Annotated in this window: 28 protein-coding genes; 19 read left to right on the top strand and 9 right to left on the bottom strand. The window is 59.0% G+C overall.

Annotated elements, in window-relative coordinates; translation table 11 throughout:
- Position 1: 1 nt before the first annotated feature.
- The 13 genes from ACN0X0_RS15940 to ACN0X0_RS16000 all read left to right on the top strand — a co-directional run bounded on the left by ACN0X0_RS15940 (position 2) and on the right by ACN0X0_RS16000 (position 9,574).
- Positions 2-550 carry an NnrU family protein gene (locus tag ACN0X0_RS15940; RefSeq protein ID WP_417279952.1) on the top strand — a complete coding sequence of 183 codons (549 nt, stop codon included), beginning with the start codon at positions 2-4 and terminating at the stop codon, positions 548-550.
- 11 nt (positions 551-561) lie between these two features.
- Positions 562-765 (top strand): DUF1737 domain-containing protein, encoded by a 204-nt coding sequence (locus ACN0X0_RS15945; protein WP_417279953.1) that lies wholly within the window; start codon positions 562-564, stop codon positions 763-765.
- Positions 766-775: 10 nt separating this feature from the next.
- The gene (locus ACN0X0_RS15950) at positions 776-1,813 is read left to right on the top strand and encodes a MaoC family dehydratase (protein ID WP_417280044.1); all 1,038 of its coding nucleotides are present in this window, start codon (positions 776-778) and stop codon (positions 1,811-1,813) included.
- A 292-nt stretch (positions 1,814-2,105) separates the two neighbouring features.
- Positions 2,106-2,504 carry a succinate dehydrogenase, cytochrome b556 subunit gene (sdhC, locus tag ACN0X0_RS15955; RefSeq protein WP_321366203.1) on the top strand — a complete coding sequence of 133 codons (399 nt, stop codon included), beginning with the start codon at positions 2,106-2,108 and terminating at the stop codon, positions 2,502-2,504.
- A gap of 10 nt (positions 2,505-2,514) precedes the next feature.
- Positions 2,515-2,889 carry a succinate dehydrogenase, hydrophobic membrane anchor protein gene (sdhD, locus tag ACN0X0_RS15960; protein WP_417279954.1) on the top strand — a complete coding sequence of 125 codons (375 nt, stop codon included), beginning with the start codon at positions 2,515-2,517 and terminating at the stop codon, positions 2,887-2,889.
- 22 nt (positions 2,890-2,911) lie between these two features.
- On the top strand, positions 2,912-4,720 hold the full coding sequence (sdhA, locus tag ACN0X0_RS15965) for a succinate dehydrogenase flavoprotein subunit (RefSeq protein ID WP_417279955.1): 1,809 nt from the start codon (positions 2,912-2,914) through the stop codon (positions 4,718-4,720).
- A 64-nt stretch (positions 4,721-4,784) separates the two neighbouring features.
- Complete coding sequence (locus tag ACN0X0_RS15970; protein WP_417279956.1) at positions 4,785-5,591, top strand: polysaccharide pyruvyl transferase family protein; 807 nt, start codon at positions 4,785-4,787, stop codon at positions 5,589-5,591.
- Positions 5,588-6,241 carry a sulfotransferase gene (locus ACN0X0_RS15975; protein WP_417279957.1) on the top strand — a complete coding sequence of 218 codons (654 nt, stop codon included), beginning with the start codon at positions 5,588-5,590 and terminating at the stop codon, positions 6,239-6,241. The genes ACN0X0_RS15970 and ACN0X0_RS15975 overlap by 4 nt, the downstream gene beginning before the upstream one ends.
- The gene (locus ACN0X0_RS15980) at positions 6,238-6,585 is read left to right on the top strand and encodes a succinate dehydrogenase (RefSeq protein WP_417279958.1); all 348 of its coding nucleotides are present in this window, start codon (positions 6,238-6,240) and stop codon (positions 6,583-6,585) included. The genes ACN0X0_RS15975 and ACN0X0_RS15980 overlap by 4 nt, the downstream gene beginning before the upstream one ends.
- A gap of 127 nt (positions 6,586-6,712) precedes the next feature.
- Positions 6,713-7,492, top strand: a complete 780-nt coding sequence (locus ACN0X0_RS15985) for a succinate dehydrogenase iron-sulfur subunit (RefSeq protein WP_167602304.1) — start codon at positions 6,713-6,715, stop codon at positions 7,490-7,492.
- A gap of 120 nt (positions 7,493-7,612) precedes the next feature.
- Complete coding sequence (creD, locus tag ACN0X0_RS15990; protein WP_417279959.1) at positions 7,613-9,025, top strand: cell envelope integrity protein CreD; 1,413 nt, start codon at positions 7,613-7,615, stop codon at positions 9,023-9,025.
- Positions 9,026-9,071: 46 nt separating this feature from the next.
- On the top strand, positions 9,072-9,272 hold the full coding sequence (locus tag ACN0X0_RS15995) for a hypothetical protein (protein ID WP_417279960.1): 201 nt from the start codon (positions 9,072-9,074) through the stop codon (positions 9,270-9,272).
- Between the two features lie 134 nt (positions 9,273-9,406).
- A complete protein-coding gene (locus tag ACN0X0_RS16000; protein WP_417279961.1) occupies positions 9,407-9,574 on the top strand; it encodes a hypothetical protein in 168 nt (55 codons plus the stop codon).
- Between the two features lie 166 nt (positions 9,575-9,740).
- Here ACN0X0_RS16000 and ACN0X0_RS16005 read toward each other — a convergent pair whose 3' ends face one another.
- The 3 genes from ACN0X0_RS16005 to deoD form a co-directional block, all read right to left on the bottom strand.
- Entirely contained in the window at positions 9,741-10,730 is a 990-nt protein-coding gene (locus tag ACN0X0_RS16005) for an aldo/keto reductase (RefSeq protein ID WP_417279962.1), read from the bottom strand.
- Positions 10,731-10,761: 31 nt separating this feature from the next.
- Positions 10,762-11,232 carry a hypothetical protein gene (locus ACN0X0_RS16010; RefSeq protein ID WP_417279963.1) on the bottom strand — a complete coding sequence of 157 codons (471 nt, stop codon included), beginning with the start codon at positions 11,230-11,232 and terminating at the stop codon, positions 10,762-10,764.
- 63 nt (positions 11,233-11,295) lie between these two features.
- Positions 11,296-12,009 (bottom strand): purine-nucleoside phosphorylase, encoded by a 714-nt coding sequence (deoD, locus tag ACN0X0_RS16015; protein WP_226553996.1) that lies wholly within the window; start codon positions 12,007-12,009, stop codon positions 11,296-11,298.
- Positions 12,010-12,075: 66 nt separating this feature from the next.
- Here deoD and ACN0X0_RS16020 point away from each other — a divergent pair, with 66 nt between their 5' ends.
- Complete coding sequence (locus ACN0X0_RS16020; protein WP_417279964.1) at positions 12,076-12,618, top strand: DUF4329 domain-containing protein; 543 nt, start codon at positions 12,076-12,078, stop codon at positions 12,616-12,618.
- A 3-nt stretch (positions 12,619-12,621) separates the two neighbouring features.
- Here the strand turns inward: ACN0X0_RS16020 and ACN0X0_RS16025 are convergent, their stop codons facing one another.
- A complete protein-coding gene (locus ACN0X0_RS16025; protein WP_417279965.1) occupies positions 12,622-14,601 on the bottom strand; it encodes a protein meaA in 1,980 nt (659 codons plus the stop codon).
- A gap of 353 nt (positions 14,602-14,954) precedes the next feature.
- On the opposite strand from ACN0X0_RS16025, the gene ccrA reads away from it, so the two are divergent.
- The 5 genes from ccrA to ACN0X0_RS16050 all read left to right on the top strand — a co-directional run bounded on the left by ccrA (position 14,955) and on the right by ACN0X0_RS16050 (position 19,856).
- Positions 14,955-16,235: a crotonyl-CoA carboxylase/reductase gene (gene ccrA / locus ACN0X0_RS16030; protein ID WP_417279966.1), complete on the top strand. Its 1,281-nt coding sequence runs from the start codon at positions 14,955-14,957 to the stop codon at positions 16,233-16,235.
- 323 nt (positions 16,236-16,558) lie between these two features.
- Positions 16,559-16,768 (top strand): hypothetical protein, encoded by a 210-nt coding sequence (locus ACN0X0_RS16035; RefSeq protein WP_167602312.1) that lies wholly within the window; start codon positions 16,559-16,561, stop codon positions 16,766-16,768.
- On the top strand, positions 16,722-17,435 hold the full coding sequence (locus tag ACN0X0_RS16040) for a helix-turn-helix transcriptional regulator (RefSeq protein ID WP_226554000.1): 714 nt from the start codon (positions 16,722-16,724) through the stop codon (positions 17,433-17,435). Before ACN0X0_RS16035 ends, ACN0X0_RS16040 begins: the two co-directional genes overlap by 47 nt.
- Before the next feature lie 168 nt (positions 17,436-17,603).
- On the top strand, positions 17,604-18,242 hold the full coding sequence (locus ACN0X0_RS16045; protein WP_417261876.1) for an acyl-homoserine-lactone synthase: 639 nt from the start codon (positions 17,604-17,606) through the stop codon (positions 18,240-18,242).
- A 57-nt stretch (positions 18,243-18,299) separates the two neighbouring features.
- On the top strand, positions 18,300-19,856 hold the full coding sequence (locus ACN0X0_RS16050; protein ID WP_417279967.1) for an ATP-dependent DNA helicase: 1,557 nt from the start codon (positions 18,300-18,302) through the stop codon (positions 19,854-19,856).
- A gap of 5 nt (positions 19,857-19,861) precedes the next feature.
- Here ACN0X0_RS16050 and ACN0X0_RS16055 read toward each other — a convergent pair whose 3' ends face one another.
- The 5 genes from ACN0X0_RS16055 to ACN0X0_RS16075 form a co-directional block, all read right to left on the bottom strand.
- The gene (locus tag ACN0X0_RS16055; RefSeq protein WP_417279968.1) at positions 19,862-20,608 is read right to left on the bottom strand and encodes a TIGR02186 family protein; all 747 of its coding nucleotides are present in this window, start codon (positions 20,606-20,608) and stop codon (positions 19,862-19,864) included.
- Positions 20,608-21,516, bottom strand: coding sequence for a sulfite exporter TauE/SafE family protein (locus tag ACN0X0_RS16060; protein ID WP_417279969.1), 909 nt, complete (start codon positions 21,514-21,516; stop codon positions 20,608-20,610). Before ACN0X0_RS16060 ends, ACN0X0_RS16055 begins: the two co-directional genes overlap by 1 nt.
- Positions 21,517-21,644: 128 nt before the next feature.
- On the bottom strand, positions 21,645-22,607 hold the full coding sequence (locus ACN0X0_RS16065; protein ID WP_226554004.1) for an ABC transporter permease: 963 nt from the start codon (positions 22,605-22,607) through the stop codon (positions 21,645-21,647).
- 3 nt (positions 22,608-22,610) lie between these two features.
- Positions 22,611-23,714 carry an ABC transporter permease gene (locus tag ACN0X0_RS16070; RefSeq protein ID WP_417279970.1) on the bottom strand — a complete coding sequence of 368 codons (1,104 nt, stop codon included), beginning with the start codon at positions 23,712-23,714 and terminating at the stop codon, positions 22,611-22,613.
- Positions 23,711-25,297, bottom strand: coding sequence for an ABC transporter ATP-binding protein (locus ACN0X0_RS16075; protein ID WP_417279971.1), 1,587 nt, complete (start codon positions 25,295-25,297; stop codon positions 23,711-23,713). Before ACN0X0_RS16075 ends, ACN0X0_RS16070 begins: the two co-directional genes overlap by 4 nt.
- Positions 25,298-25,302 lie beyond the last annotated feature (5 nt).

A 25,302-nucleotide genomic window follows, 5' to 3' on the forward strand; every position in this document is an offset into this window, starting at 1 on the left:
CATGACCCTTCTCATTCCCGGACTGCTGCTTTGGAGTGCAGCGCATCTGTTTAAACGACTGGCGCCGGAGGTGCGCGGCGGGATGGGAGAGAAAGGCAAGGGGTTTGCGGCGCTGGGCATTCTGGCGGGGCTGATCCTGATGATCGCGGGCTACCGGATGAGCGAGACCTACGATTTCTACGCCCTGCCGTCCTTTCTGCGCCATGTGAACAACACGCTGATGGTGATTGCGGTGTTTTTGTTCGCGCTGGGGCATTCCAAAAGCCGCCTGCGGGCCAAGATGCGGCATCCGATGCTGACCAGTGTCGTGGTCTGGGGCGTGGCGCATCTCTTGGTGAATTCGGACGCGGCCTCTTTGGTGCTGTTCGGCGGCATGACGCTTTGGGCGCTTGTCGAGATGGCGTTGATCAACCGCGCTGGTCCTGCGCCTGAGTCTTATAAAGGCGGAAGTCTGGCGGGTGACATCCGTCTGGTGGTGATTTCTCTCGTGGTCTTCGGCGCGATTGCCGGGGTACATATCTGGTTGGGATATAACCCGTTTCCGATGTGAGGGAGTGAGAGATGAAAGCCTACAGGTTGCTGACCGAAGAAGACACATCGGCCTTTTGTCACAAGGTGACAGAGGCTTTGAACAAGGGCTGGGAGTTGTACGGCGACCCCAGCTACGCCTTCGACGCCGCATCGGGAAAGATGCGGTGCGCGCAGGCGGTCATAAAGGAGGCCGAGGGGGAGTATTCGCCCGAGGTGAAGCTGGGACAGCTATAGTGGGAGGGCCATTGAGGTGAAAACCAATCCGGGACGTTTTTTTGAGGATTATCATGTAGGGCAGGTGATCGAGCACGCCGTGCCGCGCACCGTGTCGGGCGGCGAACGCGCGCTTTATCATGCGCTCTATCCGGCGCGGCATGCGCTCTGTTCCTCTGACGAGTTTGCCGAGAACTGTGGGCTGGAAAAAAGCCCGGTGGACGACTTGATCGCCTTTCATGTGGTCTTTGGCAAAACCGTCCCGGATATTTCTCTCAATGCGGTCGCCAACCTTGGCTATGCCGAGGGACGGTGGCTGAAGCCGGTCTACCCCGGCGATACGCTGCGCTCGGTTTCCGAGGTGATCGGTCTGAAACAGAACTCCAACGGCAAATCGGGCGTGGTCTATGTGCGCACGACCGGGCTTAACCAGTTCGACGAGCCTGTGTTGGAATATGTCCGCTGGGTCATGGTGCGCAAAGGCGATCTGGAGGCTCCGGCGCCGGAGACGGTGATCCCGGAACTGTCGAAAGTGGTGGCGCCAGAGGATCTGGTGATCCCGGAGGGGTTGGATTTCCTGAAATACAACTTCACGCTGGCGGGTGAACCGCACCGCTTTGGCGACTATGAGATCGGCGAAAAGATCGACCATGTGGATGGGGTGACTATCGAAGAAGCTGAACATATGATGGCCACGCGGCTGTGGCAGAACACGGCGAAGGTGCATTTCGATGCAACCAACCGCGAGGACGGCAAGCGGTTGATCTATGGCGGCCACGTGATTTCCATGGCCCGGGCCTTGTCCTTCAACGGTCTGGCCAATGCGCAGATGATCGTCGGCCTCAACGGTGGCGCGCATGCCAATCCGTGTTTTGTCGGCGACACCGTGCGGGTCTATACCGAGGTGCTCGACAAGGCAGAAACTGAGGCTCCGGGTGTCGGCGCGCTGCGGCTCAGACTTGTGGCCTATAAACATGGCGCGCCGGAGTTTGCCTATAAGACGGAAGAGGGGAAATATCACTCCGATGTCTTGTTGGATCTGGATTATTGGGCTGTCGTGCCTTTGTAAGCCTTTCGAGAATCCAAATTTGTGATCGCAAAAAGGGGCTGCGCAGGGCTGCGTGGCCCCTTTTTCGTAAAATTCGCCATATGAAGCTCTGAAAATCCTTAGAAAAACCCTAGGAAAGCGTCTTGCGTCCAATTTTGTGATCACTGAATGTTTCTTGTGATCACAGAATGCGTTTTCCTGCACGTTAAGCTGGATAAACCGACCATGTTAGCGCTCACAGGTGGTGACTCGGGGACAAAAAAGTTTATTACGAAAGGCAACTTCAACGCATCAATCGTGAAAGGACGCCACCATGGCTGATGTGAATCGCGGCAACCGACCGCTCTCTCCCTTCATGATCGGACCCTATTATCGACCGCAAATGACGTCGATCTCCTCGATCATGGTCCGTATCACCGGCATTGCATCGCTGGGCTCCGTCTTCCTCGCGATCTGCTGGTTCCTCGCAGCCGCAAGCTCCGAGACGGCCTTCAATTTCTTCAACGGTCTCTACGGCAGCTGGATCGGCAACATCGTGATGCTCGCCGCCGCTTGGGCGATCTGGTACCACATGCTGGGCCGCATCCGTCACGTGATCTGGGACTTCGGCTATTGCCTGGATGTCGAGACCTCCGAAAAAATGGGCTGGGGCATGTTCATCGGGGCGACTGTCCTGACCGTGCTGACCGCTCTTGTGTTTCTGATTTTCTGAGGGGATCGCCATGAACTTTCTCACTGACCGCAAACGTGCGACGGGTCTGGGCTCTGGCGGGACCGGTGCACAACACCATTGGCTGACCATCGCGACCTCCCTGTCGCTCGTCGTGCTCGTGCCGCTCTTCATCTTCACCTTCGGCTATGCCGTCGGCCATTCCCTCGAAGAGGTGCTTGCCTTCTACAGCAGCCCCTGCATCGCGATCATCACGGCGCTCTGCCTCGTCGGTGGCATCATCCACCTCAAGACCGAAGTGGACGAGGCGGTCGAAGATTACGTGGGCGGCATCAAGCGCAAGCTGACGCTGATCGCTGTGGCGGGCTTTTGCTACACGCTGATGGCGGCTGGCCTCTTCGCCCTTTTGAAACTCGCCCTTCAGTGATGCGCGGCAAGGAATAAAGACAATGACAGCAGCATATGAATATGAAACCCACGAATACGACGTGGTCGTCGTTGGCGCCGGTGGTTCTGGTCTGCGTGCGACGCTCGGCATGGCTGAGCAAGGTCTGCGCACCGCCTGTGTGACCAAGGTCTTCCCGACCCGTTCGCACACCGTTGCGGCCCAGGGTGGCATCGCGGCGTCGCTTTCGAACATGGGTCCGGACAACTGGCAGTGGCACATGTATGACACCGTCAAAGGCTCCGACTGGCTCGGCGATACCGATGCGATGGAATACCTCGCCCGTGAAGCGCCCAAGGCGGTTTACGAGCTTGAGCATTACGGTGTGCCGTTCTCGCGTACCGAAGAAGGCAAAATTTACCAGCGTCCCTTCGGCGGTCACACCACCGAATTCGGTGAAGGCCCGCCGGTGCAGCGCACCTGCGCCGCCGCTGACCGGACCGGCCACGCGATCCTGCACACGCTTTACGGCCAGTCCGTTAAGAACAACGCAGAATTCTACATCGAATATTTCGCCATCGACCTGATCATGTCTGACGACGGTCAGTGTCAGGGTGTGCTTTGCTGGAAACTCGATGACGGCACCTTCCACCTCTTCTCCGCGAAGATGGTTGTGCTGGCGACGGGTGGCTATGGCCGCGCCTACTTCTCCGCAACCTCTGCCCACACCTGCACCGGCGACGGTGGCGGCATGGTGGCCCGGGCTGGTCTGGCGCTTCAGGATATGGAATTCGTTCAGTTCCACCCGACCGGCATCTACGGCTCCGGCTGTCTGATCACCGAGGGTGCGCGCGGCGAAGGTGGTTACCTGACCAACTCCGAAGGCGAGCGCTTTATGGAGCGTTACGCGCCGACCTACAAAGACCTCGCACCGCGTGACTACGTGTCCCGCTCGATGACGATGGAAATCCGCGAAGGCCGCGGTGTGGGCGAGCACAAAGACCACATCTTCCTGAATCTCAGCCACCTTCCGGCCGAGGCTCTGGCGGAACGTCTTCCTGGCATCTCCGAGTCTGCCAAAATCTTTGCGGGTGTGGATGTGACCAAAGAGCCGATCCCGGTTCTTCCGACCGTGCACTACAACATGGGTGGTATTCCGACCAACTATCACGGCGAAGTTCTGAACCCGCAGCCGGACAATCCGACCGCTGTGGTGCCGGGCCTGATGGCCGTGGGCGAAGCGGGCTGTGCCTCCGTGCACGGTGCAAACCGTCTGGGCTCCAACTCGCTCATCGACCTCGTGGTCTTTGGCCGCGCCGCCGCAATCCGCGCCGGTCAGGTCGTCGATGCGAAGGCGCCGAACCCGGAGCTGAATATGGCCTCCGTGCAAAAGGCTTTCGATCGTTTCGACGGCATCCGTTACGCCAAAGGCGCGACCCCGACCGCCGAATTGCGTCTCGAGATGCAGCGCACGATGCAGGCCGACGCCGCCGTGTTCCGCACCGACAAGACGCTGAAAGAAGGCGTGGAAAAGATGACCGCCGTGGCCGGCAAGATGGGCGACGTCTCCGTCACCGATCGCTCGCTCGTGTGGAACTCCGATCTGATGGAAACGCTGGAGCTCACCAACCTGATGCCCAACGCCTTGGCCACCATCCACGGTGCCGAGGCTCGTAAAGAATCCCGTGGCGCACATGCGCATGAGGATTACCCGGAGCGTGACGATGCGAACTGGCGCATCCACACGATTTCGCGCGTCGAAGGCAATGAGGTTGAGCTCAGCTACCGTCCGATCATTGAGGATCCGCTGACGACCGAAGCCGAAGGCGGCATCAGCCTCAAGAGGATCGCGCCGAAAGCGCGGACCTTCTAAGGCAAAACCAATATGGTCGCCCCGCATTTCGGGGCGGCCCTCCCTTTTCAACCGGACCTGCAAGATGTCGCTGAAACTGTTTTGGTGGAAATCGCAACCGAACTTTGGAGATCGCATCTCCAAGGATATCGTTGCCTATGTTTCCGGCCAGACAGTCGAGTGGGCAGGGCCGGAAGAGGCCGAGATGATTGGCGTTGGCTCGATCATGTATGCGGCCCGGCAAAGTTTCAAACGTGGCAATAAGGTCAGCCCCTGGCTCTGGGGCACCGGCGCGATGAAGCCACTGCCGACCGATTTCATTGACCATGTCCAGATCGCAGCGCTCCGTGGCCCGATCACCCGCGAGATCCTTGGGGTGAAGACCGAGGTCTTCGGCGATCCGGGGCTTTTGATGCCGCAGGTATTGGGCGGATCGGTCGAGAAAACTGGCAAGATCGGGGTTATTCCCCATATTTCACAGGCCGACGAGACGGCTGCGGCGCTTGCGGGGCTTGGCGATAAGCTCGAGATCATCGATCCGCGCGGCGAGAACCACCTCGATGTGGTGCGCCAGATTGCGGGCTGCGATGTGGTGTTTTCCTCGAGCCTGCATGGGCTGATCATCGCGGATGCTTTTGGTGTGCCCAATGTCTGGCTCGACCCCGATGGCAATCACCCTTATGCCCGGCTGAAATTCTACGATTACGCGGCGGGGATCGGGCGGGTCATGCCTTTGCCGATTTCCGTGAGCCAGATCGAAGCGAGGCTCGATGCGGGGATTGCGCAGGTCGACTATGGCGAGAACGTGCGTCAGGCGCAGCAGCGCTTGATGGCGGTCTTTCCGGCTGCGTTCAAGGCCAAGACCGCCCCGAAAGCCGAGGTGGTGGCATGAGTGTGATCGACCACAGAACTGGCACGGCGCAGCCGCTGATCCTCCAGATCGGGTTCAACCGCTGCGGCACGCTGAGCTTTCATCGGCTGATGGAAGACAACGGCATCCCGGCGCTGCATTGGCAGGAGCCGGAGGGCCGCAATGTCGCGCAGGTGATGGTGAGCAATCTGGCGATGGGCCGCAAACCTTTTGAGGGTTTCGAGGGCATTCGCGCCTTTTCCGACATCGCCTTTCTCAACGGTCAAATGATGATCGACGGTGCGCGGCTGTTCCGCAGTCTCCATGCGGCCTATCCGGACGCCTATTTCTTTTTCAACACGCGCGACAAATCCGATTGGATCGCCTCGCGTGCGGCGCATGCCAATGGCACCTTCCTCAAACGGTTCTGCAAAATGTCGGGCCTCGATGAGGCCGGCGCGAAAGCGGCTTGGGCCGAGATGTTCGACCGCCACACGGCAGAGGTGCACAGCTATTTCTCCACGGCAGATGCCCGGTTCCTGCAATTCGATCTGGACCGCGATGCGCCGTCGAAGATCGCTGACTGGCTCTCGCCGGATTTTGCATTGGATGCGTCGCTTTGGGGCCATTACAACCGCAAATCCCAGCCGCGGGTGCTGCGGGCAGACACGAACAAGGAGGCGCTCGGATGATCCGTTTTTCTTTCAAAACGCCCCTCGCAGGTATGATCGCCGGGCTGATGCTTTTGGGCCTCGCGGGCTGTGTGGAATCTTCCGCTCTGGTCGAGGACAGCACACGCACGGTGGCCAAATCGGTGGTTAAAACCGTGATCAACGACAAGTTCCCCGGCGTGAATGCCGATGTCTATGTCGATTGCATCATGGACAATGCCGAGACGGATCAGCTTGTCTCGCTCGCGCAGGCGGTGGTGGTGGGCGTCGATCAAAGCACGGTGCAGATCGTGACCGACATCGCCCGCGAACCCGAAACGCTCAAATGTATCGCCCAGGGTGCTCTGGGCGTGCCGAGCGGATAGGGGGCGCGATGACAGATTATTTTCGCCGGATGTCAGACCGAGGCCAGATGGCCCAAGCCGCATCCAAGTCAGATATGAAACACAACTCTCTGCCGGCACGTCCGGCGTCAAACTAGGGGAACAGGCCATGGTTCAGTTTAACCTTCCCAAGAACTCCAAAATCGTGACGGGCAAGACCTGGCCGAAGCCCGAGGGCGCGACCAATGTCCGCAAATTCCAGATCTACCGCTGGAATCCCGATGACGAGAAAAACCCGTCGGTGGACACCTATTTCATCGACATGGACAAATGCGGTCCGATGGTTCTCGACGCGCTGATCAAGATCAAGAACGAGATCGATCCGACGCTGACCTTCCGTCGTTCTTGTCGCGAGGGCATCTGTGGTTCCTGTGCGATGAATATCGACGGGATCAACACGCTCGCGTGCATCTACGGTCTCGACGAGATCAAGGGCGATGTGCGCATCTTCCCGCTGCCGCACATGCCGGTGGTGAAAGACCTCATTCCCGATCTGACCCACTTCTACGCGCAGCACGCCTCGATCATGCCGTGGCTTGAGACCAAGACCAACCGCCCGGAAAAAGAATGGCGTCAGTCCATCGAGGATCGCAAGAAACTCGACGGTCTTTACGAATGCGTGATGTGTGCGTCTTGTTCGACCTCCTGCCCGAGCTACTGGTGGAACGGCGACGAGTACCTTGGACCGGCGGCTCTGCTGCACGCCTACCGCTGGATCATCGACTCGCGCGATGAGGCCACCGGCGAGCGTCTGGATTACCTCGAAGACAGCTTTAAACTCTATCGCTGCCACACCATCATGAACTGTGCGAAAACCTGCCCGAAAGGTCTGAACCCGGCGGCAGCGATTGCGCATATCAAGAAGATGATGCTCGAACGTACCCACTAAGCGGTGTCGACAGAACATTCAAAAGCCCCGCTTCGGCGGGGTTTTTCTTTTGCGCTTCTCCCCCTTGCCTCTCCTCGCGCGTCACATCATCTTGCGCGGAGTTGTTTGAGGAGTTTCCCTATGCGCAAATCCATTGGCGCCCGTTTTCTGATCGTCGGCCTGCTGACGCTTTTGATGTTCATTCCCTTGTTCTTCGTCTCGGACATTGTGCAGAGCCGTAAGACTTATTCGCAAAGCACCCTGCGCGAGGTGGGTCGTGAATGGGGCGGGGATCAGGTGATCGCAGGCCCGATGCTTGTGATCCCGGTCGAAGAAACCGTGGACCGCACCGAACGCGAAGCGGTGATCAACCCGGACACGGGCGAGGTCGTGCTGGACGCCGATGGGTCTCCGCGCCAACGCCAAGTGACGCGCAAGGTGACCGTGAGCCGCGATCCGATCTATGTCTATCCGGGGCGCTTCGATGTGAATATCGACACGCAAACGCAAATCCGTCGTCGTGGCATTTTCTCGGTGCCGGTCTATCAGGCGGGGATCGACATGGGGTTCGATTTTCCTTGGGACCAGATCGCCGCGCAGGCGGTGAATGAGGAGGTGATCCTCTGGGATCGCGCCGAGCTGATCCTGTCGCTGTCCTCCAACGCTGCGCTGCGGGGGCAGGCGGTGTTGACCGTCGATGGCGCCGAAGTGCCGCTTGAGCCGATTGCCTCCGCTGACAATGAGGCGGGGATCATGGCGGCGCTGGGCGATCCGCGTGGCAAAGCCGACTATGCGCTGACGCTGGGCGCCAATGGCGCGCAGTCGTTCCAGATCGCACCGGTCGGCCGTCAGACGGCTGTGACCATCAGTTCCGATTGGCCGCATCCGAGTTTCCGCGGCGCTTTCCTGCCGGATGGGTCGGAGATTTCCGAAGAAGGGTTCTCCGCGACCTGGACCATCCCGCATCTGGCCCGCACCCTGCCGCAGATGACGCGCGAGAATTACACCCAGACCCTGCGCTACAGTATGGCCTTCGGGGTCGATTTCATCGAGCCGAATGACTTTTATCAAAAGTCCTTCCGCGCCGCGAATTATTCGATCCTTTTCATCGCGCTGACCTTTCTCACCGTGTTGTTGGTGGAAAAAGGCGCTGAGCGCCCGGCCCACCCGGTGCAATATATCCTGATCGGTCTGGCGCAGTCGATTTTCGTCCTGCTGATGGTGGCCTATTCCGAACAGATCGGCTTTGGCCCGGCCTATGCGCTCTCTGCGGGCGCGACCATTGCGCTTTTGACCTTCTTCGGGGCTGTGGGGCTGAAACTCGGACGGCGCACGGCGGTTCTGGGCGTCATGCTCTTGGTGCTTTACGGCGTGCTCTATCTGATCCTGCGTTCTGCGGATTATGCTTTGCTCGCGGGGGCGTCGCTGTCCTTTGTCGCGCTGGCGGCGACCATGTTCTTTACCCGCAACGAGGATTGGTACGGGCCGGAGGGAAGTGGGTTGTTCGCCCGGAAGCGGAAAGCGACGGAACCGAAAACACCGGCGCAGCCGTAACGCATCCGTGGTTTTCCATTCGGCAAGACAAGGCGTATGAGGGGGCATGGTCATTCTCATCCCCCTCATCCTCATTGCGCTTTACGTCGGCATGTATGTTATGCGCACGGATCGCACGTCGGATTGTCGCTGGCGGCAGACCGGCAAAGACGCGGAGGGCATCACCTTTCGCTGTCAGGTTTGCGGTGCAGAGGCCCGCACCGAAAAGGGCGAGCCAACACATTGCGGCGCAAAGCCCAACACGTAAAAGCCCACCACCTAAGGGTGCTGCGTTGCAGCATACGCATGGCGACTATGCGACATTAGGGGGCTGTCTTTCGCGGCGTCGCAGCATACCTCAGGGCACAAGGGAGACCACTACACCTCCACGGAGTTTATGACATGACCCTGCACGATGTTGCACTGAACGACAAAGCCAAAGACGCCGCGATGAAAGTGTCCGAATGGCTCGAATATTACGCCCCGGCCACCCCGGCGGTGAAATCCAGCGAACAGATTGTTCCGGGCAAACTCGATGTGCTCGATCAAATGTACGCCTACTACGAGTAAGGCCTCCCGGCTTCGTAGACTGAAAAGCCCCGCCAGAGCGGGGCTTTGTCATGTTTAAGCGTTTTTCGTTTAATCGAAATCAGATTGAGCGAAAAACGTTGCCACACTGAATTGATATTGCTGCGTTTCTCAATAATTGAGTGCCTCAAGTTTCTTGAGAAACGCTTTAGCAGTAGCGCTCGACGCCGACCATTTGGACGTCAGAGTAGCGGTCCCCCGAGGCCCAGCCGACGGGGAGAATCTGTTCGATCTCCCAGAGATCGTCCTCAGACAGGCCGATCTCGCCCGCATGGGCCCAATCGGCGAGGTGCTCCTTGGTGCGCGTGCCGGGAATCGGGATCAAGTGATCGCCCTGATGCAGCACCCACGCGAGCGCCAGCGCCGGGGTGGAGACGCCTTTCTTCTTCGCATAGGCTTGGAACGCGTGGATGTAGTCCAGATTCTCCAGCCAGTTTTGCCCTGTGAACCGCGGGTTCATCTTGCGAAAATCATTGTCGGAAAACTGCGCGGGGTCGAGATCGGCAACGCCAAGTGCGCCGCGTGCAACGGGAGAGAAGGGGATGAACGCGATGCCCAGTTCTTCGCAGGTCTGGATCACGCCCAATTCCGGCTGACGGGTCCAAAGCGAATATTCGTTCTGCACCGCTGTGACCGGCACGATTTTATGCGCGCGGCGGATGGTCGAGGGCGCCACTTCAGACAGGCCCCATGCGTCGATCAGCCCCTCTTCGATCAGCTTGCCCATGGTCTCGGCAACCGTCTCCACCGGCAATTCTTTTTGCCGACGGTGGATGTAATAGAGCTCGACCTTGTCGCGGTTCAGCTTTTTCAAAGAGCTTTCCAACTCAGAGCGAATGTAATCTTCCTCATTGTTGAACTTGCGCTGTGGCCCCGGCACGATGCCGACCTTTGTGGCCAGCGTCACTTGCGCGCCGCTCTCTTTAAGGTATTGGCCGACGATCTTCTCAGACCGCCCCATCCCGTAGATATTCGCGGTGTCCCAGAAATCGATCCCGGCGGCTTCGACGGCGGCGAGGGTTTCGAGGGACGTGTCATCATCGGCGGCGCCAAAGAACCCGGCGAAGCTCATGCAGCCAAAACCGATTGCGCCCACCAACGGGCCGTTTGCGCCAAGCTGGCGTTTGGGCATGCTCATGCCTTTTCCTTTTCTGTGCTTTGCAACGAGGTCACCGGCTCCAGAGTTTGGATGCAGCGCCCGTCAGTCGATCTATTGTGTAGCGCGTTTCACCTGTCGGGCAACAACGCGGATCATTCTCTTTGGCTGTGGTCAGGGTGACTTCTATCCGATCCGGATAAAAGGCCGCGTCGCGCGGGCCATGCCCCCAAATTTGGGACACTGGCCCGAGATAGTTGATCTGGGGGCCGGGGTGGGCAATGGCATAGCGACCGACCGAGATGCCGACGCTGCCCGCTGACCCTTCGATCCACTCATACACAAACCCCAAGGCTTCTGTGGCCTGTGTCGGATCGGAGTGGTTCGGAAGGAAAAATGAGGCCTCGACATGTTCGGCCTTATTCGCAAGCTGCGCAAAGAGAACAGGGTCGAGATTGGGCCAATCCTGCGCAGCGCCTGCCAAAGGCATGAAGGCTCCAAGTGCATAGAGAGGCAGGACGAAAAGGCGTGTAAACAAAGGCATGGGGCACCTCCTGGCATTATGAAATGGAATGCCACGAGAGTGTGCCCCGTGCCAAGGACACGATCAACCCGCGAATGCGGCCTCCAATGCGATCTCGACCATGTCGCCAAAACTCTTTTCACGCTGATCTGAGGGAAGTGCTTCATGGGTCAACAGGTGGTCGGAGACGGTCATGACGCCCAATGCGCGCACGCCATGCCGGGCCGCGACGGTGTAAAGCTCGGCAGCTTCCATTTCGACGCCGAGGATGCCGTGACGGATCATCACCTCGTCCAGATCGGGGCGTTCGGCATAGAAGATGTCCGAGGAATAGATGTTGCCAACATGAACGCCAGTGTCTTTCTTGCGGGCGCTGGCGACAGCGGCCTCCAACAGGCCGTAATCGGCGCAGGGTGCGTAGTTAATCTCCTTGAAGAACCCGGCCGAGGGCGTCGTGCCCATGGTGGTGGCGGTCATGGCGATCACCACGTCACGCACCTTGATATGATGCTGCATCGCGCCACAAGACCCGATGCGAATGAGCGTCTTGGCACCATATTCGGTGATCAGCTCATTGGCGTAGATCGAGATTGACGGCATGCCCATGCCGGAGCCGTGGATCGTCACCGGATTGCCCTTATAGGTGCCGGTAAAGCCCAGCATGCCGCGCACCTCGTTTACCAGTTTGATGTCGTCGAGATAGGTCTCGGCGGCCCATTTCGCGCGGTAGGGATCGCCCGGCATCAGGACGGTTTCGGCAATCTCGCCGGGCTTTGCGGCAATATGGGGGGTCGGCATATCCATGCTCCTCGTGCTATCGGTCTTTGGGCCACAGTAAGCCAGCCAGGAACGAGATTGTATAGAATGCAGCGCAGGATTTTTTCGCGCACCGCCATGATGGTTTCTGCGGTGCTTTTCGCAGGGGTTGAAGGCGTTGGGGCCGAGGAGCCGGAAGAGTTGGAAATGGTCAAGGCAATCTTTACCGAGATCCAACCGCTCTCGTTCCAGAAAAAGCGCGAATACTGCGGGTTGATCGGGCGGGATGCCGACGGAAATCTGATCGCCAGCCCCGCGAAACGGGGCTCCGTCGATGGCTGCACCCCGCGCGACACAGAGGAGATGGAGGTGGTCATCGCTTCCTATCACACCCACGGCAGTTTTATGCGCGGCTATGTCTCTGAGGTGCCGTCGGTGAGCGATATGGAAGCCGATGAGAGCGATGGCATCGACGGTTGGGTCGCCACACCGGGCGGGCGGCTTTGGTATGTCGACAGTTCGGAGATGGTGATTTCTCAGGTCTGTGGGCTGGGCTGCCTGCCGGTCGATGCGCGGTTTGAGCGGCATGACAGCGGGCCCGTCGCAGAAAGCTATTCCTACGACGAGCTGGTCACGTTTTTCGAAGAGTAGGCCTTACTCCGCTGCCGCTTTGCTTGGGTCCACGAGCGCCACGATGTCGAACATGATGCGGTTCAACTCGAAATCTTTCGGCGTATAGACCCGCGCCACGCCGATGGCGCGCAGGTGCTCGGCGTCGTCTTCCGGGATGATGCCGCCAGCCACCACGGGGATGTGGCTCAGACCGGCCTCTTTCATCTGCCGCATCAGCTCTTCGATCAGCGGGATATGTGACCCCGACAGAATCGACAGGCCCACCACATGGGCGTCATCGGCCTTGGCCGCGGCGACGATTTCCGCAGGGGTCAGGCGGATGCCCTCATAGGCGATCTCCATGCCACAGTCACGAGCCCGCGCCGCGATCTGTTCGGCGCCGTTGGAGTGGCCGTCGAGGCCGGGTTTGCCGACGAGGAACTTGAGCTTACGCCCCAAGGAGGCCGACACACGGGCGACCTCTTCGCGAATTTCGTCCAAGCCCTCGGTGCGGTTCGACGGGTTAGCAGACACGCCCGTGGGTCCGCGATACTGCCCGAAAGCGGCACGCACCACATCGCCCCATTCGCCCGTCGTCGCCCCGGCTTTTGCCGCCTTGATCGAGGCGGGCATGACGTTGACGCCACTGGCCGCCGCTTCGCGCAACTCTTTGAGCGCGGCTTGGACGGCCTGCTCGTCGCGGGCTGCGCGCCAAGCGTCGAGTCGCGCGATCTGATCGGCCTCGGCCGCAGGATCCGCTTTCATGATGCCGCCATCGCCTGCGGTCAGAGGCGAAGGCTCGCCGGTGGTCCATTTGTTCACGCCGACGACGACGGTCTCCCCCGCCTCGATCTTGGCGATGCGTTCGGCATTGGCCTCCACAAGGCGCGATTTCATGTACTCAATCGACTCGATCGCACCGCCCATGCCGTCAAGCGTCTCAAGCTCGGCCCGCGCGCCCTCTTTCAGAGCGGCCACTTTGCGCTCCACGGCGGGGTTGTTGTCGAAGAGGTCCTCGTATTCCAAGAGGTCCGTCTCATAGGCGAGGATCTGTTGCATGCGCAGCGACCATTGCTGATCGAAGGGACGCGGCAGGCCCAAAGCCTCGTTCCAGGCCGGAAGCTGCACCGCGCGGGCGCGGGCGTTCTTGGACAGCGTCACGGCGAGCATTTCGATCAGAATGCGGTAGACGTTGTTTTCCGGCTGCTGCTCGGTGAGGCCCAGAGAGTTGACCTGCACCCCATAGCGGAAACGGCGGAATTTTGGGTCCTCGACGCCGTAGCGTTCGCGGGTGATTTCATCCCAAAGCTCGACAAAGGCGCGCATCTTGCACATCTCGGTCACAAACCGGATGCCCGCGTTCACAAAGAACGAAATGCGTCCAACCATGTTGGGGAAGGCCTCGGCGGGCACTTTCTCTTTCAGGTCGTCCAGCACGGCGATGGCGGTGGCGAGCGCAAAGGCCAGCTCCTGTTCCGGCGTCGCGCCGGCTTCTTGCAGATGGTAGGAACAGACGTTCATCGGGTTCCATTTCGGTAGGTGCTCGCGGGTGTAGGCGGCGACATCCGTGATCATCCGCAGCGACGGGCGGGGCGGGCACACATATGTGCCGCGCGAGAGGTACTCTTTGATGATGTCGTTCTGCACCGTGCCTTGCAGTTTGGAAATATCCGCGCCTTGTTCCTCGGCGGCAGCAATATAAAGCGCCAAGAGCCAAGGCGCCGTGGCGTTGATCGTCATCGAGGTGTTCATCTGTTCGAGCGGGATCTCGTCGAAGAGCATACGCATGTCGCCCAGATGCGCGACCGGCACACCAACCTTGCCGACCTCGCCTTTCGCCAGTTCATGATCGCTGTCGTACCCCGTTTGCGTCGGCAGGTCGAAGGCGACCGACAGGCCGGTCTGCCCCTTGGACAGGTTGGTGCGATAGAGCGCGTTGGAAGCTTTGGCGGTCGAGTGCCCCGCATAGGTGCGGAACAGCCAGGGACGATCTTTGGTGATCCCGGTTTTATCTTCACTCATCGCAAACCTCCCAATATTGCGCTGCAACATTATTTCTCAAAATGCGTTATGCTTGAAATATTGTACCATTGTCAATTCGCCGCGTCGCGGCGGAGGTGGAAAATTCTGTGACGTCAGGGAATTTCGTGTCTCTTCCACGCGGAAGCCCTTTGTTTTCGAGGGATGTTTTGAAAATTTCTGCATCTGCTCGGTTATAAAATTACAAAATTATACTTATCAGGATTGCATAATTACTTTGTGAGTCGTATCACCATGATATGCCCCGCGATTCTGCATCGCGGCACGACAAGGCTCAAAGCGCTCTCTGAGACAGTTCAGGGAGGCAAGGAGCCGGTAAGATTTGGAGGAAAAACATGGCGCTCGACACGAACCAGCCGGCCTACGAGGCCGAAGAGAAAGACCTCTACGAGATCGGGGAAATCCCTCCGATGGGCTATGTGCCTGAAAAGATGTACGCTTGGGCGATCCGTCGCGAGCGTCACGGCGAACCCGAGACCTCGTTCCAATGCGAAGTGGTCGAGACGCCAAAGCTCGACAGCCACGAGGTTCTGGTGCTCGTGATGGCGGCGGGGGTGAACTACAATGGCATCTGGGCCGGTCTCGGTGTGCCGATCTCGCCCTTCGACGGCCATGGCGCCGAGTATCATATCGCGGGTTCCGATGCGTCCGGCATCGTTTGGGCGGTCGGTGATCGCGTCAAGAACTGGAAAGTGGGCGACGAGGTCGTGATCCACTGTAACCAGGACGATGGTGATGACGCGGAATGTAACGGCGGCGACCCGATGTATTCGCCTTCGCAGCGGATCTGGGGCTATGAGACGCCGGACGGGTCGTTTGCGCAGTTCACCCGCGTGCAGGCGCAACAGCTTTTGCCGCGTCCGAAACATCTGAGCTGGGAAGAGAGTGCGTGCTACACGCTGACGCTGGCGACCGCCTATCGCATGCTCTTTGGCCACCATCCGCATGAGTTGAAACCGGGCCAGAATGTTCTGGTCTGGGGCGCGTCGGGCGGACTCGGTTCCTTCGCGATCCAGCTGGCCAATGCGGCGGGTGCGAATGCGATCGGCGTGATCTCCGACGAGGACAAACGTGATTTCGTCATGGGCCTGGGCGCCAAAGGTGTGATCAACCGCAAGGACTTCGATTGCTGGGGGCAACTGCCCACCGTGAACACGCCGGAATATGCCGCTTGGTTCAAGGAAGCGCGTAAATTTGGCGCCGCGATCTGGGCGATCACCGGCAAGGGCAACAACGTTGACATCGTCTTCGAACATCCGGGCGAGGCGACCTTCCCGGTCTCGACGCTGGTCTGTAAAAAAGGCGGCATGGTCGTGATTTGCGCGGGCACCTCTGGCTTCAACTGCACCTTTGACGTGCGATATATGTGGATGCATCAAAAGCGTTTGCAGGGCTCGCACTTCGCGCATCTGAAGCAAGCGGCGGCGGCGAACAAGTTGATGATCGAACGTCGGATCGATCCCTGTATGTCGGAGGTTTTCCCCTGGGACGAAATCCCGGCGGCACATACGAAGATGCTGAAGAATCAGCACAAGCCGGGGAACATGGCTGTGCTGGTTCAGGCCCCGAAAACCGGTCTTCATACGCTTGAAGACGTGCTGGACGCCGGAAAATAAGTCGGTTTCCCGGCCATTGTTGCTTGGTTTCGAACCCGCCCTTTGACAGAGGGGCGGGTTTTTTCATGGCTGTTGGATTTATGCAACTATAGGTTGAGTTCGCATTGGTGCCGCGAATTGCGGGATGCAAAGCGCGAGAATCTCGCAAGCAGTGCCGTGAATGTATGTGCAAGCCTGTGAAAATTAACGGAATATTTTATTTCAGCATATTACGTAAACTTACCTCGCTATTTTGGGGGAGGGTAAAACCGCGAATTTCAGAGTGCGAAAGAGCTGTCTAAAGTTGAAATTGCACCCAAGCGACAACCGGAAAGAGGGTTTACATGCGCAACGATTGGATTCTTGATGTACTGACGGATTTGCGGACATTCGCGGATCAGAACGGATTGAAGGCAAGCGCCGAACATTTGGCCGACACCTGTCTGGTGGTTGCGGCCGAGTTGTCGAACAGGCCTTCTGAGGCGTTGTCGGAACAGGCGGGGGTGCATGACGACAGGGTTGCAAGACTTTCTGGAGGATATTCAGCAAGTTGAGAATTTCGAAGAGTTTCAGGACGCAACTGTCAAGCTGCGTGATCTCTTAGGTATTGCGCATGTTGTTTACCATTGGGTGAACAGCGTCGGAGAACGATTTGGCGCAGGAACCTATTCATCGGAATGGGTCGATCGGTATCTTGAAAAAGATTACCTGCGCATGGACCCCGTTATCTTTGGCTGTTTCCAAAGGTTTACCCCGGTGTCGTGGAAACAGTTGGATTGGTCGTCCAAGGCGGCCAAGGCGTTTTTCCTTGATGCGCTGGACTATGGTGTCGGAAATCAGGGTTATACGATCCCGATCCGTGGCCCGAACGGGCAATTCGCGCTGTTTACCCTCAATCACAATACAACGGACGATGCCTGGGATCAGTTGATCGCACGCAACGAACGCGATCTTGTGGTCGTGGCGCATGAATTCAACAAAAAAGCTCTGTCCTTCGATGCGCACAGCGAGGCGCAAGTGGGGCCTTCGCTGTCGCCCAGAGAGGCCAGCGCGATCACGCATCTCGCCAAGGGCTTGAGCCGCAGTCAGGCTGCGGCTGAAATGGGAATTTCCGAACATACGCTCAGGGTTTATATCGAATCCGCGCGTCACAAGCTTGGAGCCATGAACACGACTCACGCGGTGGCGCGGGCGCTGTCGATGGGGCTCATCATCGTTTGAAGCGACGACTGATTGCCTGTTGACGCCACGTCCAGTTGCGAAATCTGCCTAAATAACATGCGCAGAACGGATAGTGAACATTCGCACAGCGCAACGGACGCAGCTTATAGATGATGGTTAACGTTTCGCCGATAGCGTCTTCTCAGATGACGGAGACAGGAGTCTAAAATGCTGCGCTATATTTACGGAAACGACCTTTGCCACTTCCCCCGCCTGCGCGACACGATGTTTCGTGATCGCGCGGATCAGTTCAAACGCCGCCTCGGGTGGGACGTGCATGTGAACGAAGCGGGGGAGGAGCGTGATGAATACGATGCGATCAACCCGCTCTATGTGATTTGGCAGAAACCGGACGGCACCCACGGGGGCTCGATGCGGTTTTTGCCAACCACGGGCGACACGATGGTGAACGATCACTTTTCCCACCTCACGGACGGGGTGCGGATCGAAAGCCCGTTTATTTGGGAATGCACCCGCTTTTGCCTCGCCCCCGGTGCGGATCGCCAGGTGACGGCGGCGCTGACGCTGGCGGCGGGTGAGATCATGGAAGAGTTCCACCTGAAACATTTTGTCGGCGTTTTTGACCCACGGATGGAGCGGATTTATTCGCTCATGGGGCTGGTGCCGGATGTGCTGGGCCGTGTCGGCGAAGGTCGTGAGACCATCGGTGTCGGCCTTTGGGAGATGCATGAGGATGTGTTTGCGCCCACTCTGGAACGTGCTGGCGTGGATCGCGAGACCTCCAAACGTTGGTTCCATGACGCGTTCAATCAAAGCTATGTGGAAGAACTGCGGGCCATCGCCTGAGCTGAGATGGATGCGATGACTCTGGCACATGGTGCGGCGTCCCTGTAGGGTCGCCGCATGACCCAGACTGCGCTTACATTTTCCGAAGATCAGGCCGAAGCCTTTGATGCGATCAGCGCGATGTTGGCGCGTGTCGGCGTCGATCTCGAGGATGGCATTATCACGCCGCAAGCCAGCGCGACCAATCAGCTTTGTGCGGTGATCGGCAAGGCGGGCTCCGGGAAAACCCTTTTGTTGGCGCAACTTTACAAGGCGCTGGATGACGCGGGTGTCGAGATCGTCTCTGGCGACTACGAGAACAAACGCCGCAAAGAACGGCGCACGCTGGCCATTCTGGCGCCGACGAACAAAGCGGCGTCTGTGCTGCGCAATCGCGGTGTGCCCGCGACCACCATTCACCGCATTCTCTATACGCCGGTTTATGACCCGGAGTACGAGAAAATTGCCGATTGGCTGGCGGGCAACGGAGAGCGTCCCGATCTCGAAGGGCTCAAGATCGAGGGGCTGACCGAAGAGGCGCTCGACAAGGCCTATGCGTTTTACCAAAATCATAAATCCATCCCCGGCGCGCTGGCCGCTGCGGGGTTGCGTGGGTCTGATTTCATCACCGGCTGGAAACGGCGCGAAGACCCGCTCGACATCGGATTTGTCGATGAAAGCTCGATGTTGGACAAACGTCAGTTCGAGGATTTGCAGGAAATCTTTCCCACCCTCGTGCTGTTCGGCGACCCGGCGCAGTTGGCGCCGGTGAACCAATCCGGTGAGATGATCTTCGAGACGCTGCCCAAGGCAAAACAGCATATTCTCCACCGCATTCACCGTCAGGAAGCCGACAGTCCGATCCTCGATCTCGCGCATGCGCTGGCCGATCCACAACTGAGTTTCGAGCAGTTCGAGCGGATGATCGAAGAGGCGGCTGCGCGCGACGAGCGCGTGGTCTATGCGCAGCGCGTCGAAAGCGATCTGATGGCGCGCTCGCCCGTTTTGGTCTGGCGCAACGCGACCCGCATTCGACTGATCCAAGCCTTTCGACAGGTGTTCGACGCGCCTACAGATGCGCTTTTGCCCGGCGAGCCGCTGATTTGCGACGGGATCGAATTGCCGATGAAACACCGCAAGAAACGCCTCGATCTGGAGGCGCGCGGGTTGATCAAAGGCGCGCAGGTTGTCTACCTCGGGCCGGGGCGTAAACCGGGGTTTTCGCGCCTGCATGTGATGGGCGCAGAAGATCCGAACATCTCCGCGGCCTCCATCGTCAAAATCGAATTTCCCGATGAGGAAGAACCCTTTATCCCCTATGCGGCGCGGATGGGTGCGGCGTTCCTGCATGGCGCGGCGGTGACGATTCACAAGGCGCAGGGTTCGCAATGGGATGATGTTCAGGTCTTTGCACCCGATCTCTACGCGGCCGCGCGCGCGGGGCGGATGGAGGCGGGGATTCCCCTATGGAAACGGCTAGCCTATGTGGCGATCACCCGGGCGCAGACGCGGCTTTTGTGGGTGACGCGGGCGCGTTTGGCGAAACCCTCGGGGCCTCTCTCGGTGGCCGATCTGACGGCGCGTGTCGCCGCCCCTTTGACGCTGGAAGCCGAGCAGATCGAGAACGGGCTGTAACGGTCTTAACGTCGGATCAGGCGGAACACCTGTGACGCACCCCAGCCGAAAATTCCGGCAATCGCCAGCGCCATGATCCCGTAGATCAGCGCATTCTGATAGGCGAGATTGTAGAGCCAGCGCTCGATCCCGACCTTTTGCACATTGATCGAGGTGCCATAGCTGTCGATCACATCGCCGTCGCGGATCAGAAAAATTCGGGTTGTATAAGTGCCTTCGACGATGTTCGACGGAAGCGCGATGGAGGTGTCAAACAGCGTGTCTTCGATGAGTGAGACTTCACCCTCGCGGGTGCGGTATAGGTCGTCGTTTTCACGCAACCGGATCAGCGCCTCGCGGGCCGGCAGGCCGCGCATCCCGGGCAGGATGCGTTTGTCAGCGGTGATTTTCCACAGGCTGTCGGTGAGCGGCGGCAGGATGTCTTGCAGAGGTCGCGTCGTGGCGACGGAATAAAACGTGGGCGTATGGCCGATGACCTGTGCCTCGACGTTGATCCAGATGCCAAACCGTCGATCCTTGCGGCGAATGGTTTCCACCTGTTCCGGCCCGGCGACCGTGATGACCACGTCGAGCGGACTGTTTTCCGGGATCGCGACCTCACGTTTGATCGCACCAAAGACAAGGATTTCAGAGCCGTCGAAATTGGCATTCACGGAGACCCGCGTCTGGCTCAAGGCGGCTACGACCTGTTCGGCCTGCGCCGTCAGGGGGATGAGAAAAAATGCGAGGAGGGCGATCAGGCGACGCATCATCAGACCCCCAGCGAGTAGAGTTCCTTGGGTGTGATCAAAAGATCGACCCCAAGTTTCAGACAGACCAGAAGGACCAGAAGCGCCAACATGATACGCAATTGCTCGGCCTTGAGCCTGAGCCCGATCTGCGTGCCGATCTGGGCGCCGATGACACCGCCAAAGAGCAACAGGAAAGCCAAAAGCACATCGACCGTGTGGTTCGTATAGGCGTGCAACATCGTGGTGAACCCGGCGGTGAAAATGATCTGAAAGAGCGAGGTGCCGATCACCACCTTGGTGGGCATGCCGAGGATGTAGATCATCGCGGGCACCATGATGAACCCGCCGCCGACCCCCATCACGGCGCCCAACATGCCAACGAACACGCCGACCGCGATGGGCGGAATGGCGGAGATATAAAGCCCGGAGGCACGGAATTTCATCTTGAAGGGCAGGGTGTGGACCCAGAGGTGTTTCTTGCGCTCAGGCCGTCCTCCGGGGCGTCCACGCGCGCGTTTGATCGCCCGGATCGACTCGATCAGCATGAGAAAACCGATGATGCCGAGGAAAACGACGTAGCAGAGTGTGACCAAGAGATCGACCTGGCCCATCGCCTTGAGCATGTTGAAAATCTGGATGCCGATGGCGGAGCCGACAAGGCCGCCACCCAGTAACACCATCCCCATTTTCAGATCGACCGTCTTGCGTTTGAGATGCGCGAGCACGCCGGAGACCGACGAGGCGACGATCTGATTGGCGGATGTGGCCACGGCCACGGCAGGGGGGATGCCGACAAAGAACAGCAAAGGCGTGATCAGGAACCCGCCACCGACGCCAAACATGCCGGACAAAACACCGACCATGCCGCCAATCCCCAGAAGCGTGAAGGCGTTCACGGAGACTTCTGCAATGGGGAGGAAGATTTGCATGGGCTGTAGCTTTCGCGTGCGTTTCTTTCAGGAATGCAATGATTTGCCAGTGCCGTCAAATGTTCTGCCGGAGGTGGCATGAAAAAAGCGGGCGCTGAGGCCCGCTTTCAACATCACATTACACCGTCTTAGCGTTCCTTGACGTAGGACTGCCCACTGGCACGCGGCGGGATCGCCTTGCCGACAAAGCCTGCGAGGATGATCACGGTCAAGATGTAGGGCAGGGCCTGCATGAATTGCACCGGGATCACGAAATCGCCCAAAGCGATGGACTGATAGCGGTTGCCGATGGCCTCCAGTAGGCCGAACAACAACGTCGCCCAAAGCGCATACCACGGCCGCCATTTCGCAAAGATCAGCGCGGCAAGCGCGATATAGCCCCGTCCTGCGGACATGTCCTTGACGAAACCTGCCGCCAAAGAGGCGAGATAAGTGCCCGCAAGGCCACAGAGCACACCAGCGATCACGAGGGCCGCGTAGCGCAGTTTGACCACCGAAATCCCGGCGGTGTCCACGGCGCTGGGGTTTTCGCCCACAGCGCGCAGGCGCAGCCCGAAGCGGGACCGATAGAGCACCCACCAAGACAGCGGCACGGCCAAAAGCGCCAGATAGGTGAGCGTGGTGTGGCCGGAGATGAGCTCGTCATAGGCCGGGCCGATCACGGGGATTTTCGCCATGGCGTCGGCAAAGGGCAGGTCCCAGCCCTCAAACCGTCCGTTGCCGGACAAAGAGGGCGTGCGCCCGCCGAGCTGGAACCAGCTTTGACCGATCACAACCGTAAGACCGGCGGCGAGAAAATTCAGCGCCACGCCGGAAATCAGCTGATCGCCTTTGAAGGTGATCGAGGCCAGACCATGCAGCATGGAAAACGCGAGAGACCCCGCAATCCCCGCCAAAAGTCCGATCCAGATCGAGCCGGTGACGGCAGCGGCGGCGCCTGCAAGAAAGGCCGCGGCCAGAAGTTTGCCCTCAAGCCCGATGTCGACAACGCCCGCGCGTTCGGAAAAGAGACCGGCGAGACAGGTCAGCAAAAGAGGGGTCGCAAGACGCAGGGCACTGTCGAGGATCTGGATGATCGTGAGATAGTCCATATCTTACGCCTCCTTCTTTTTGTTTTTGCCGAGCGCGACAAAAAGTTTTTCAAGCGGCATCCGCACCATATTGTCGAGCGCGCCGGTGAACATGATCACAAGCGCCTGAATGACGACGACCAACTCGCGCGGGATCGATTCCCAGAACGACAGCTCGGCGCCGCCTTGGTAGAGAAACCCGAACAACAGCGCGGCCAAAAGGATGCCAATCGGGTGGTTGCGCCCCATGAGCGCGACCGCGATGCCGATGAAACCGGCGCCTTCGACCGCGTTGTCGATCAGGCGCTCGGCCTCGCCCATGACGTTGTTGATCGCCATGAGACCGGCCAGACCGCCAGAGATCAGCATCGCGATGATGACGATGCGCGAGGGGTTGATACCGGCGTATTTCGCCGCCGTTTCCGACTGACCATAGGCGCGGATTTCATAGCCCAGACGCGTTTTCCAGATCAGAATCCAGAACAGGAAGGTGCAGAGAAGCGCCACGAAGAACGCCATGTTCGCGGGGGCGTTGGGCGAAAAATTGATGCCGAGCGGCGCCAGAATTTCGGAGAAATTCGGCAGATGTGCGCCTTCGGGAAAGCGCGCGCTTTCGGTCAGCATCGAGCCTTTGACCTTAAGCACCTTGGTCAAGAGATAGCCCAGCAAAGCCGCGCCGATGTAGTTGAACATGATCGTGGTGATCACGATGTGGCTGCCGCGTTTGGCCTGAAGCCAGGCGGGGATAAAGGCCCAAGCCGCGCCAAACAAAGCGCCGCCGATCATTGCCGCAGGAAGCGCCAGCGTCCAATGCGGCCACGGCACAGCGAGACACACAAGCGTCACGCCCAGCCCGCCCAACATCGCCTGACCTTCGCCGCCGATGTTGAAAAGCCGCGCGTGATAGGCGACGGCCACGGCGAGGCCCGTGAAGATGAAATTGGTGGCGTAATAGAGCGTGTAGCTGATCCCGGAGGTCGAGCCAAAGGCGCCCTGCACCATGGTCTTGATCGCCACCACCGGGTCTTTGCCGATGGCCCAGATCACCAAACCGGAAAAGAAAAACGCCAGAAGGATGGAGATCAAAGGAATGAGGACGGCGTCCGCCCATTTCGGCATCTTGTTCATTGTGCCTTCTCCTCATCTGTAATCCCGGCCATCAACAGGCCAAGCTCGCCCTCGTTGGTCTCAGAGGGCAAGCGTTCGCCCATGATCTGACCGTCGAACATGACGACGATCCGGTCCGACAGCGACATGATCTCGTCAAGCTCCACGGAGACCAAAAGGATCGCCTTGCCCTCATCGCGGAGCGCGACGATCTGTTGGTGAATGAACTCGATCGCGCCGATGTCCACACCGCGCGTCGGTTGGCCCACGAGTAAGAGATCGGGGTTGCGTTCGATCTCGCGGGCCAGCACGATTTTCTGCTGGTTGCCGCCGGAGAACGACTTGGCTTCGAGCTTCGGGTTCGGCGGGCGGACGTCGAATTTGTCCATGCTGGTCTGGGTCATCGCCTTGATGCCCGCATTGGCCATCAACAGCGCGTTTTTCTGATATTCCGGCGCGTGGTGATAGCCGAAGACCATGTTTTCCCAAGCCTGAAACTCGAGGATCAGCCCCTCGTCATGGCGGTCTTCGGGCACATGGGCAATGCCACGCGCGCGGCGGGTCTGGCCGTTGGAATGCTTGCCGGAGAGATCAATTTCCTGACCGTTCATAAGAATTTTTCCGGTGCCGGTCTGATAGCCGCCCAAGACTTCAAGCAATTCAGTTTGACCGTTGCCCGCAACGCCGCAAATGCCAAGGATTTCGCCCTGATGCACCGTCAGATCGATGCCTTTGACGCGGCGAACGCCCTGTTCGTCCACGACTTCGAGGTTCTCGATTTCGACGACAGGCGCGCCGGGGACGGCGGGTTTCTTGTCGACACGCAGCAAGACCTTGCGCCCGACCATCAGCTCGGCGAGCTCTTCAGGGGAGGTCTCTGCAGTTTTCACGGTCGCGGTCATTTCGCCACGACGCATCACGGAAACCGTGTCGGTGATCTCCATGATTTCACGCAGTTTATGCGTGATCATGATGATGGTTTTGCCCTCTTTCTTCAGCCCTTCGAGAATGCGGAAGAGGTGATCGGCCTCGGCAGGCGTCAGCACGCCGGTCGGCTCATCGAGGATCAGGATGTCGGCCTGACGGTAGAGCGCCTTGAGAATCTCGACCCGCTGCTGGTGGCCCACGGAGAGGTCTTCGATCAAGGCGTCCGGGTCGACGGACAATTCATATTCGTCAGAAAGCTGTTTCAATAGCTTGCGGGCCTTGGCGAGCGAGGGCTTCAAAAGCCCGCCGTCTTCAGCGCCCAGAATGACGTTTTCCAGAACGGTGAAGTTTTCGACCAGTTTGAAATGCTGAAACACCATGCCGATGCCGGCGGCGATGGCCTCCTGGCTCTCGCTGATGTTCACCTCTTGGCCGTTGATGATGATCTGGCCCGCGTCCGCCTTGTAGAACCCGTAAAGGATCGACATCAGCGTGGATTTGCCCGCGCCGTTCTCGCCAATGATGCCATGGATCGAGCCCTTGGCGACCGAGATGGAAATATCCTTATTGGCCTGAACCGGGCCGAAAGCCTTTGAAATCCCGCGCAATTCAATCGCGGGGGCGGAAGCGGTGGGGGCGACAGTCTCCTGCCGCCCCGCCTCGTTCTGAACGCTCATGCGAC

The sequence above is a fragment of the Celeribacter sp. genome (assembly GCF_048270365.1).
Classification (GTDB): domain Bacteria; phylum Pseudomonadota; class Alphaproteobacteria; order Rhodobacterales; family Rhodobacteraceae; genus Celeribacter.

Coding starts and splice junctions, on each gene's coding strand:
- ACN0X0_RS15940 (WP_417279952.1), top strand. CDS start 2: ATGACCCTTCTCATTCCCGGACTGCTGCTTTGGAGTGCAGCGCATCTG.
- ACN0X0_RS15945 (WP_417279953.1), top strand. CDS start 562: ATGAAAGCCTACAGGTTGCTGACCGAAGAAGACACATCGGCCTTTTGT.
- sdhC (WP_321366203.1), top strand. CDS start 2,106: ATGGCTGATGTGAATCGCGGCAACCGACCGCTCTCTCCCTTCATGATC.
- sdhD (WP_417279954.1), top strand. CDS start 2,515: ATGAACTTTCTCACTGACCGCAAACGTGCGACGGGTCTGGGCTCTGGC.
- sdhA (WP_417279955.1), top strand. CDS start 2,912: ATGACAGCAGCATATGAATATGAAACCCACGAATACGACGTGGTCGTC.
- ACN0X0_RS15970 (WP_417279956.1), top strand. CDS start 4,785: ATGTCGCTGAAACTGTTTTGGTGGAAATCGCAACCGAACTTTGGAGAT.
- ACN0X0_RS15975 (WP_417279957.1), top strand. CDS start 5,588: ATGAGTGTGATCGACCACAGAACTGGCACGGCGCAGCCGCTGATCCTC.
- ACN0X0_RS15980 (WP_417279958.1), top strand. CDS start 6,238: ATGATCCGTTTTTCTTTCAAAACGCCCCTCGCAGGTATGATCGCCGGG.
- ACN0X0_RS15985 (WP_167602304.1), top strand. CDS start 6,713: ATGGTTCAGTTTAACCTTCCCAAGAACTCCAAAATCGTGACGGGCAAG.
- creD (WP_417279959.1), top strand. CDS start 7,613: ATGCGCAAATCCATTGGCGCCCGTTTTCTGATCGTCGGCCTGCTGACG.
- ACN0X0_RS15995 (WP_417279960.1), top strand. CDS start 9,072: ATGGTCATTCTCATCCCCCTCATCCTCATTGCGCTTTACGTCGGCATG.
- ACN0X0_RS16000 (WP_417279961.1), top strand. CDS start 9,407: ATGACCCTGCACGATGTTGCACTGAACGACAAAGCCAAAGACGCCGCG.
- ACN0X0_RS16005 (WP_417279962.1), bottom strand. CDS start 10,730: ATGAGCATGCCCAAACGCCAGCTTGGCGCAAACGGCCCGTTGGTGGGC.
- ACN0X0_RS16010 (WP_417279963.1), bottom strand. CDS start 11,232: ATGCCTTTGTTTACACGCCTTTTCGTCCTGCCTCTCTATGCACTTGGA.
- deoD (WP_226553996.1), bottom strand. CDS start 12,009: ATGCCGACCCCCCATATTGCCGCAAAGCCCGGCGAGATTGCCGAAACC.
- ACN0X0_RS16020 (WP_417279964.1), top strand. CDS start 12,076: ATGCAGCGCAGGATTTTTTCGCGCACCGCCATGATGGTTTCTGCGGTG.
- ACN0X0_RS16025 (WP_417279965.1), bottom strand. CDS start 14,601: ATGAGTGAAGATAAAACCGGGATCACCAAAGATCGTCCCTGGCTGTTC.
- ccrA (WP_417279966.1), top strand. CDS start 14,955: ATGGCGCTCGACACGAACCAGCCGGCCTACGAGGCCGAAGAGAAAGAC.
- ACN0X0_RS16035 (WP_167602312.1), top strand. CDS start 16,559: ATGCGCAACGATTGGATTCTTGATGTACTGACGGATTTGCGGACATTC.
- ACN0X0_RS16040 (WP_226554000.1), top strand. CDS start 16,722: ATGACGACAGGGTTGCAAGACTTTCTGGAGGATATTCAGCAAGTTGAG.
- ACN0X0_RS16045 (WP_417261876.1), top strand. CDS start 17,604: ATGCTGCGCTATATTTACGGAAACGACCTTTGCCACTTCCCCCGCCTG.
- ACN0X0_RS16050 (WP_417279967.1), top strand. CDS start 18,300: ATGACCCAGACTGCGCTTACATTTTCCGAAGATCAGGCCGAAGCCTTT.
- ACN0X0_RS16055 (WP_417279968.1), bottom strand. CDS start 20,608: ATGATGCGTCGCCTGATCGCCCTCCTCGCATTTTTTCTCATCCCCCTG.
- ACN0X0_RS16060 (WP_417279969.1), bottom strand. CDS start 21,516: ATGCAAATCTTCCTCCCCATTGCAGAAGTCTCCGTGAACGCCTTCACG.
- ACN0X0_RS16065 (WP_226554004.1), bottom strand. CDS start 22,607: ATGGACTATCTCACGATCATCCAGATCCTCGACAGTGCCCTGCGTCTT.
- ACN0X0_RS16070 (WP_417279970.1), bottom strand. CDS start 23,714: ATGAACAAGATGCCGAAATGGGCGGACGCCGTCCTCATTCCTTTGATC.
- ACN0X0_RS16075 (WP_417279971.1), bottom strand. CDS start 25,297: ATGAGCGTTCAGAACGAGGCGGGGCGGCAGGAGACTGTCGCCCCCACC.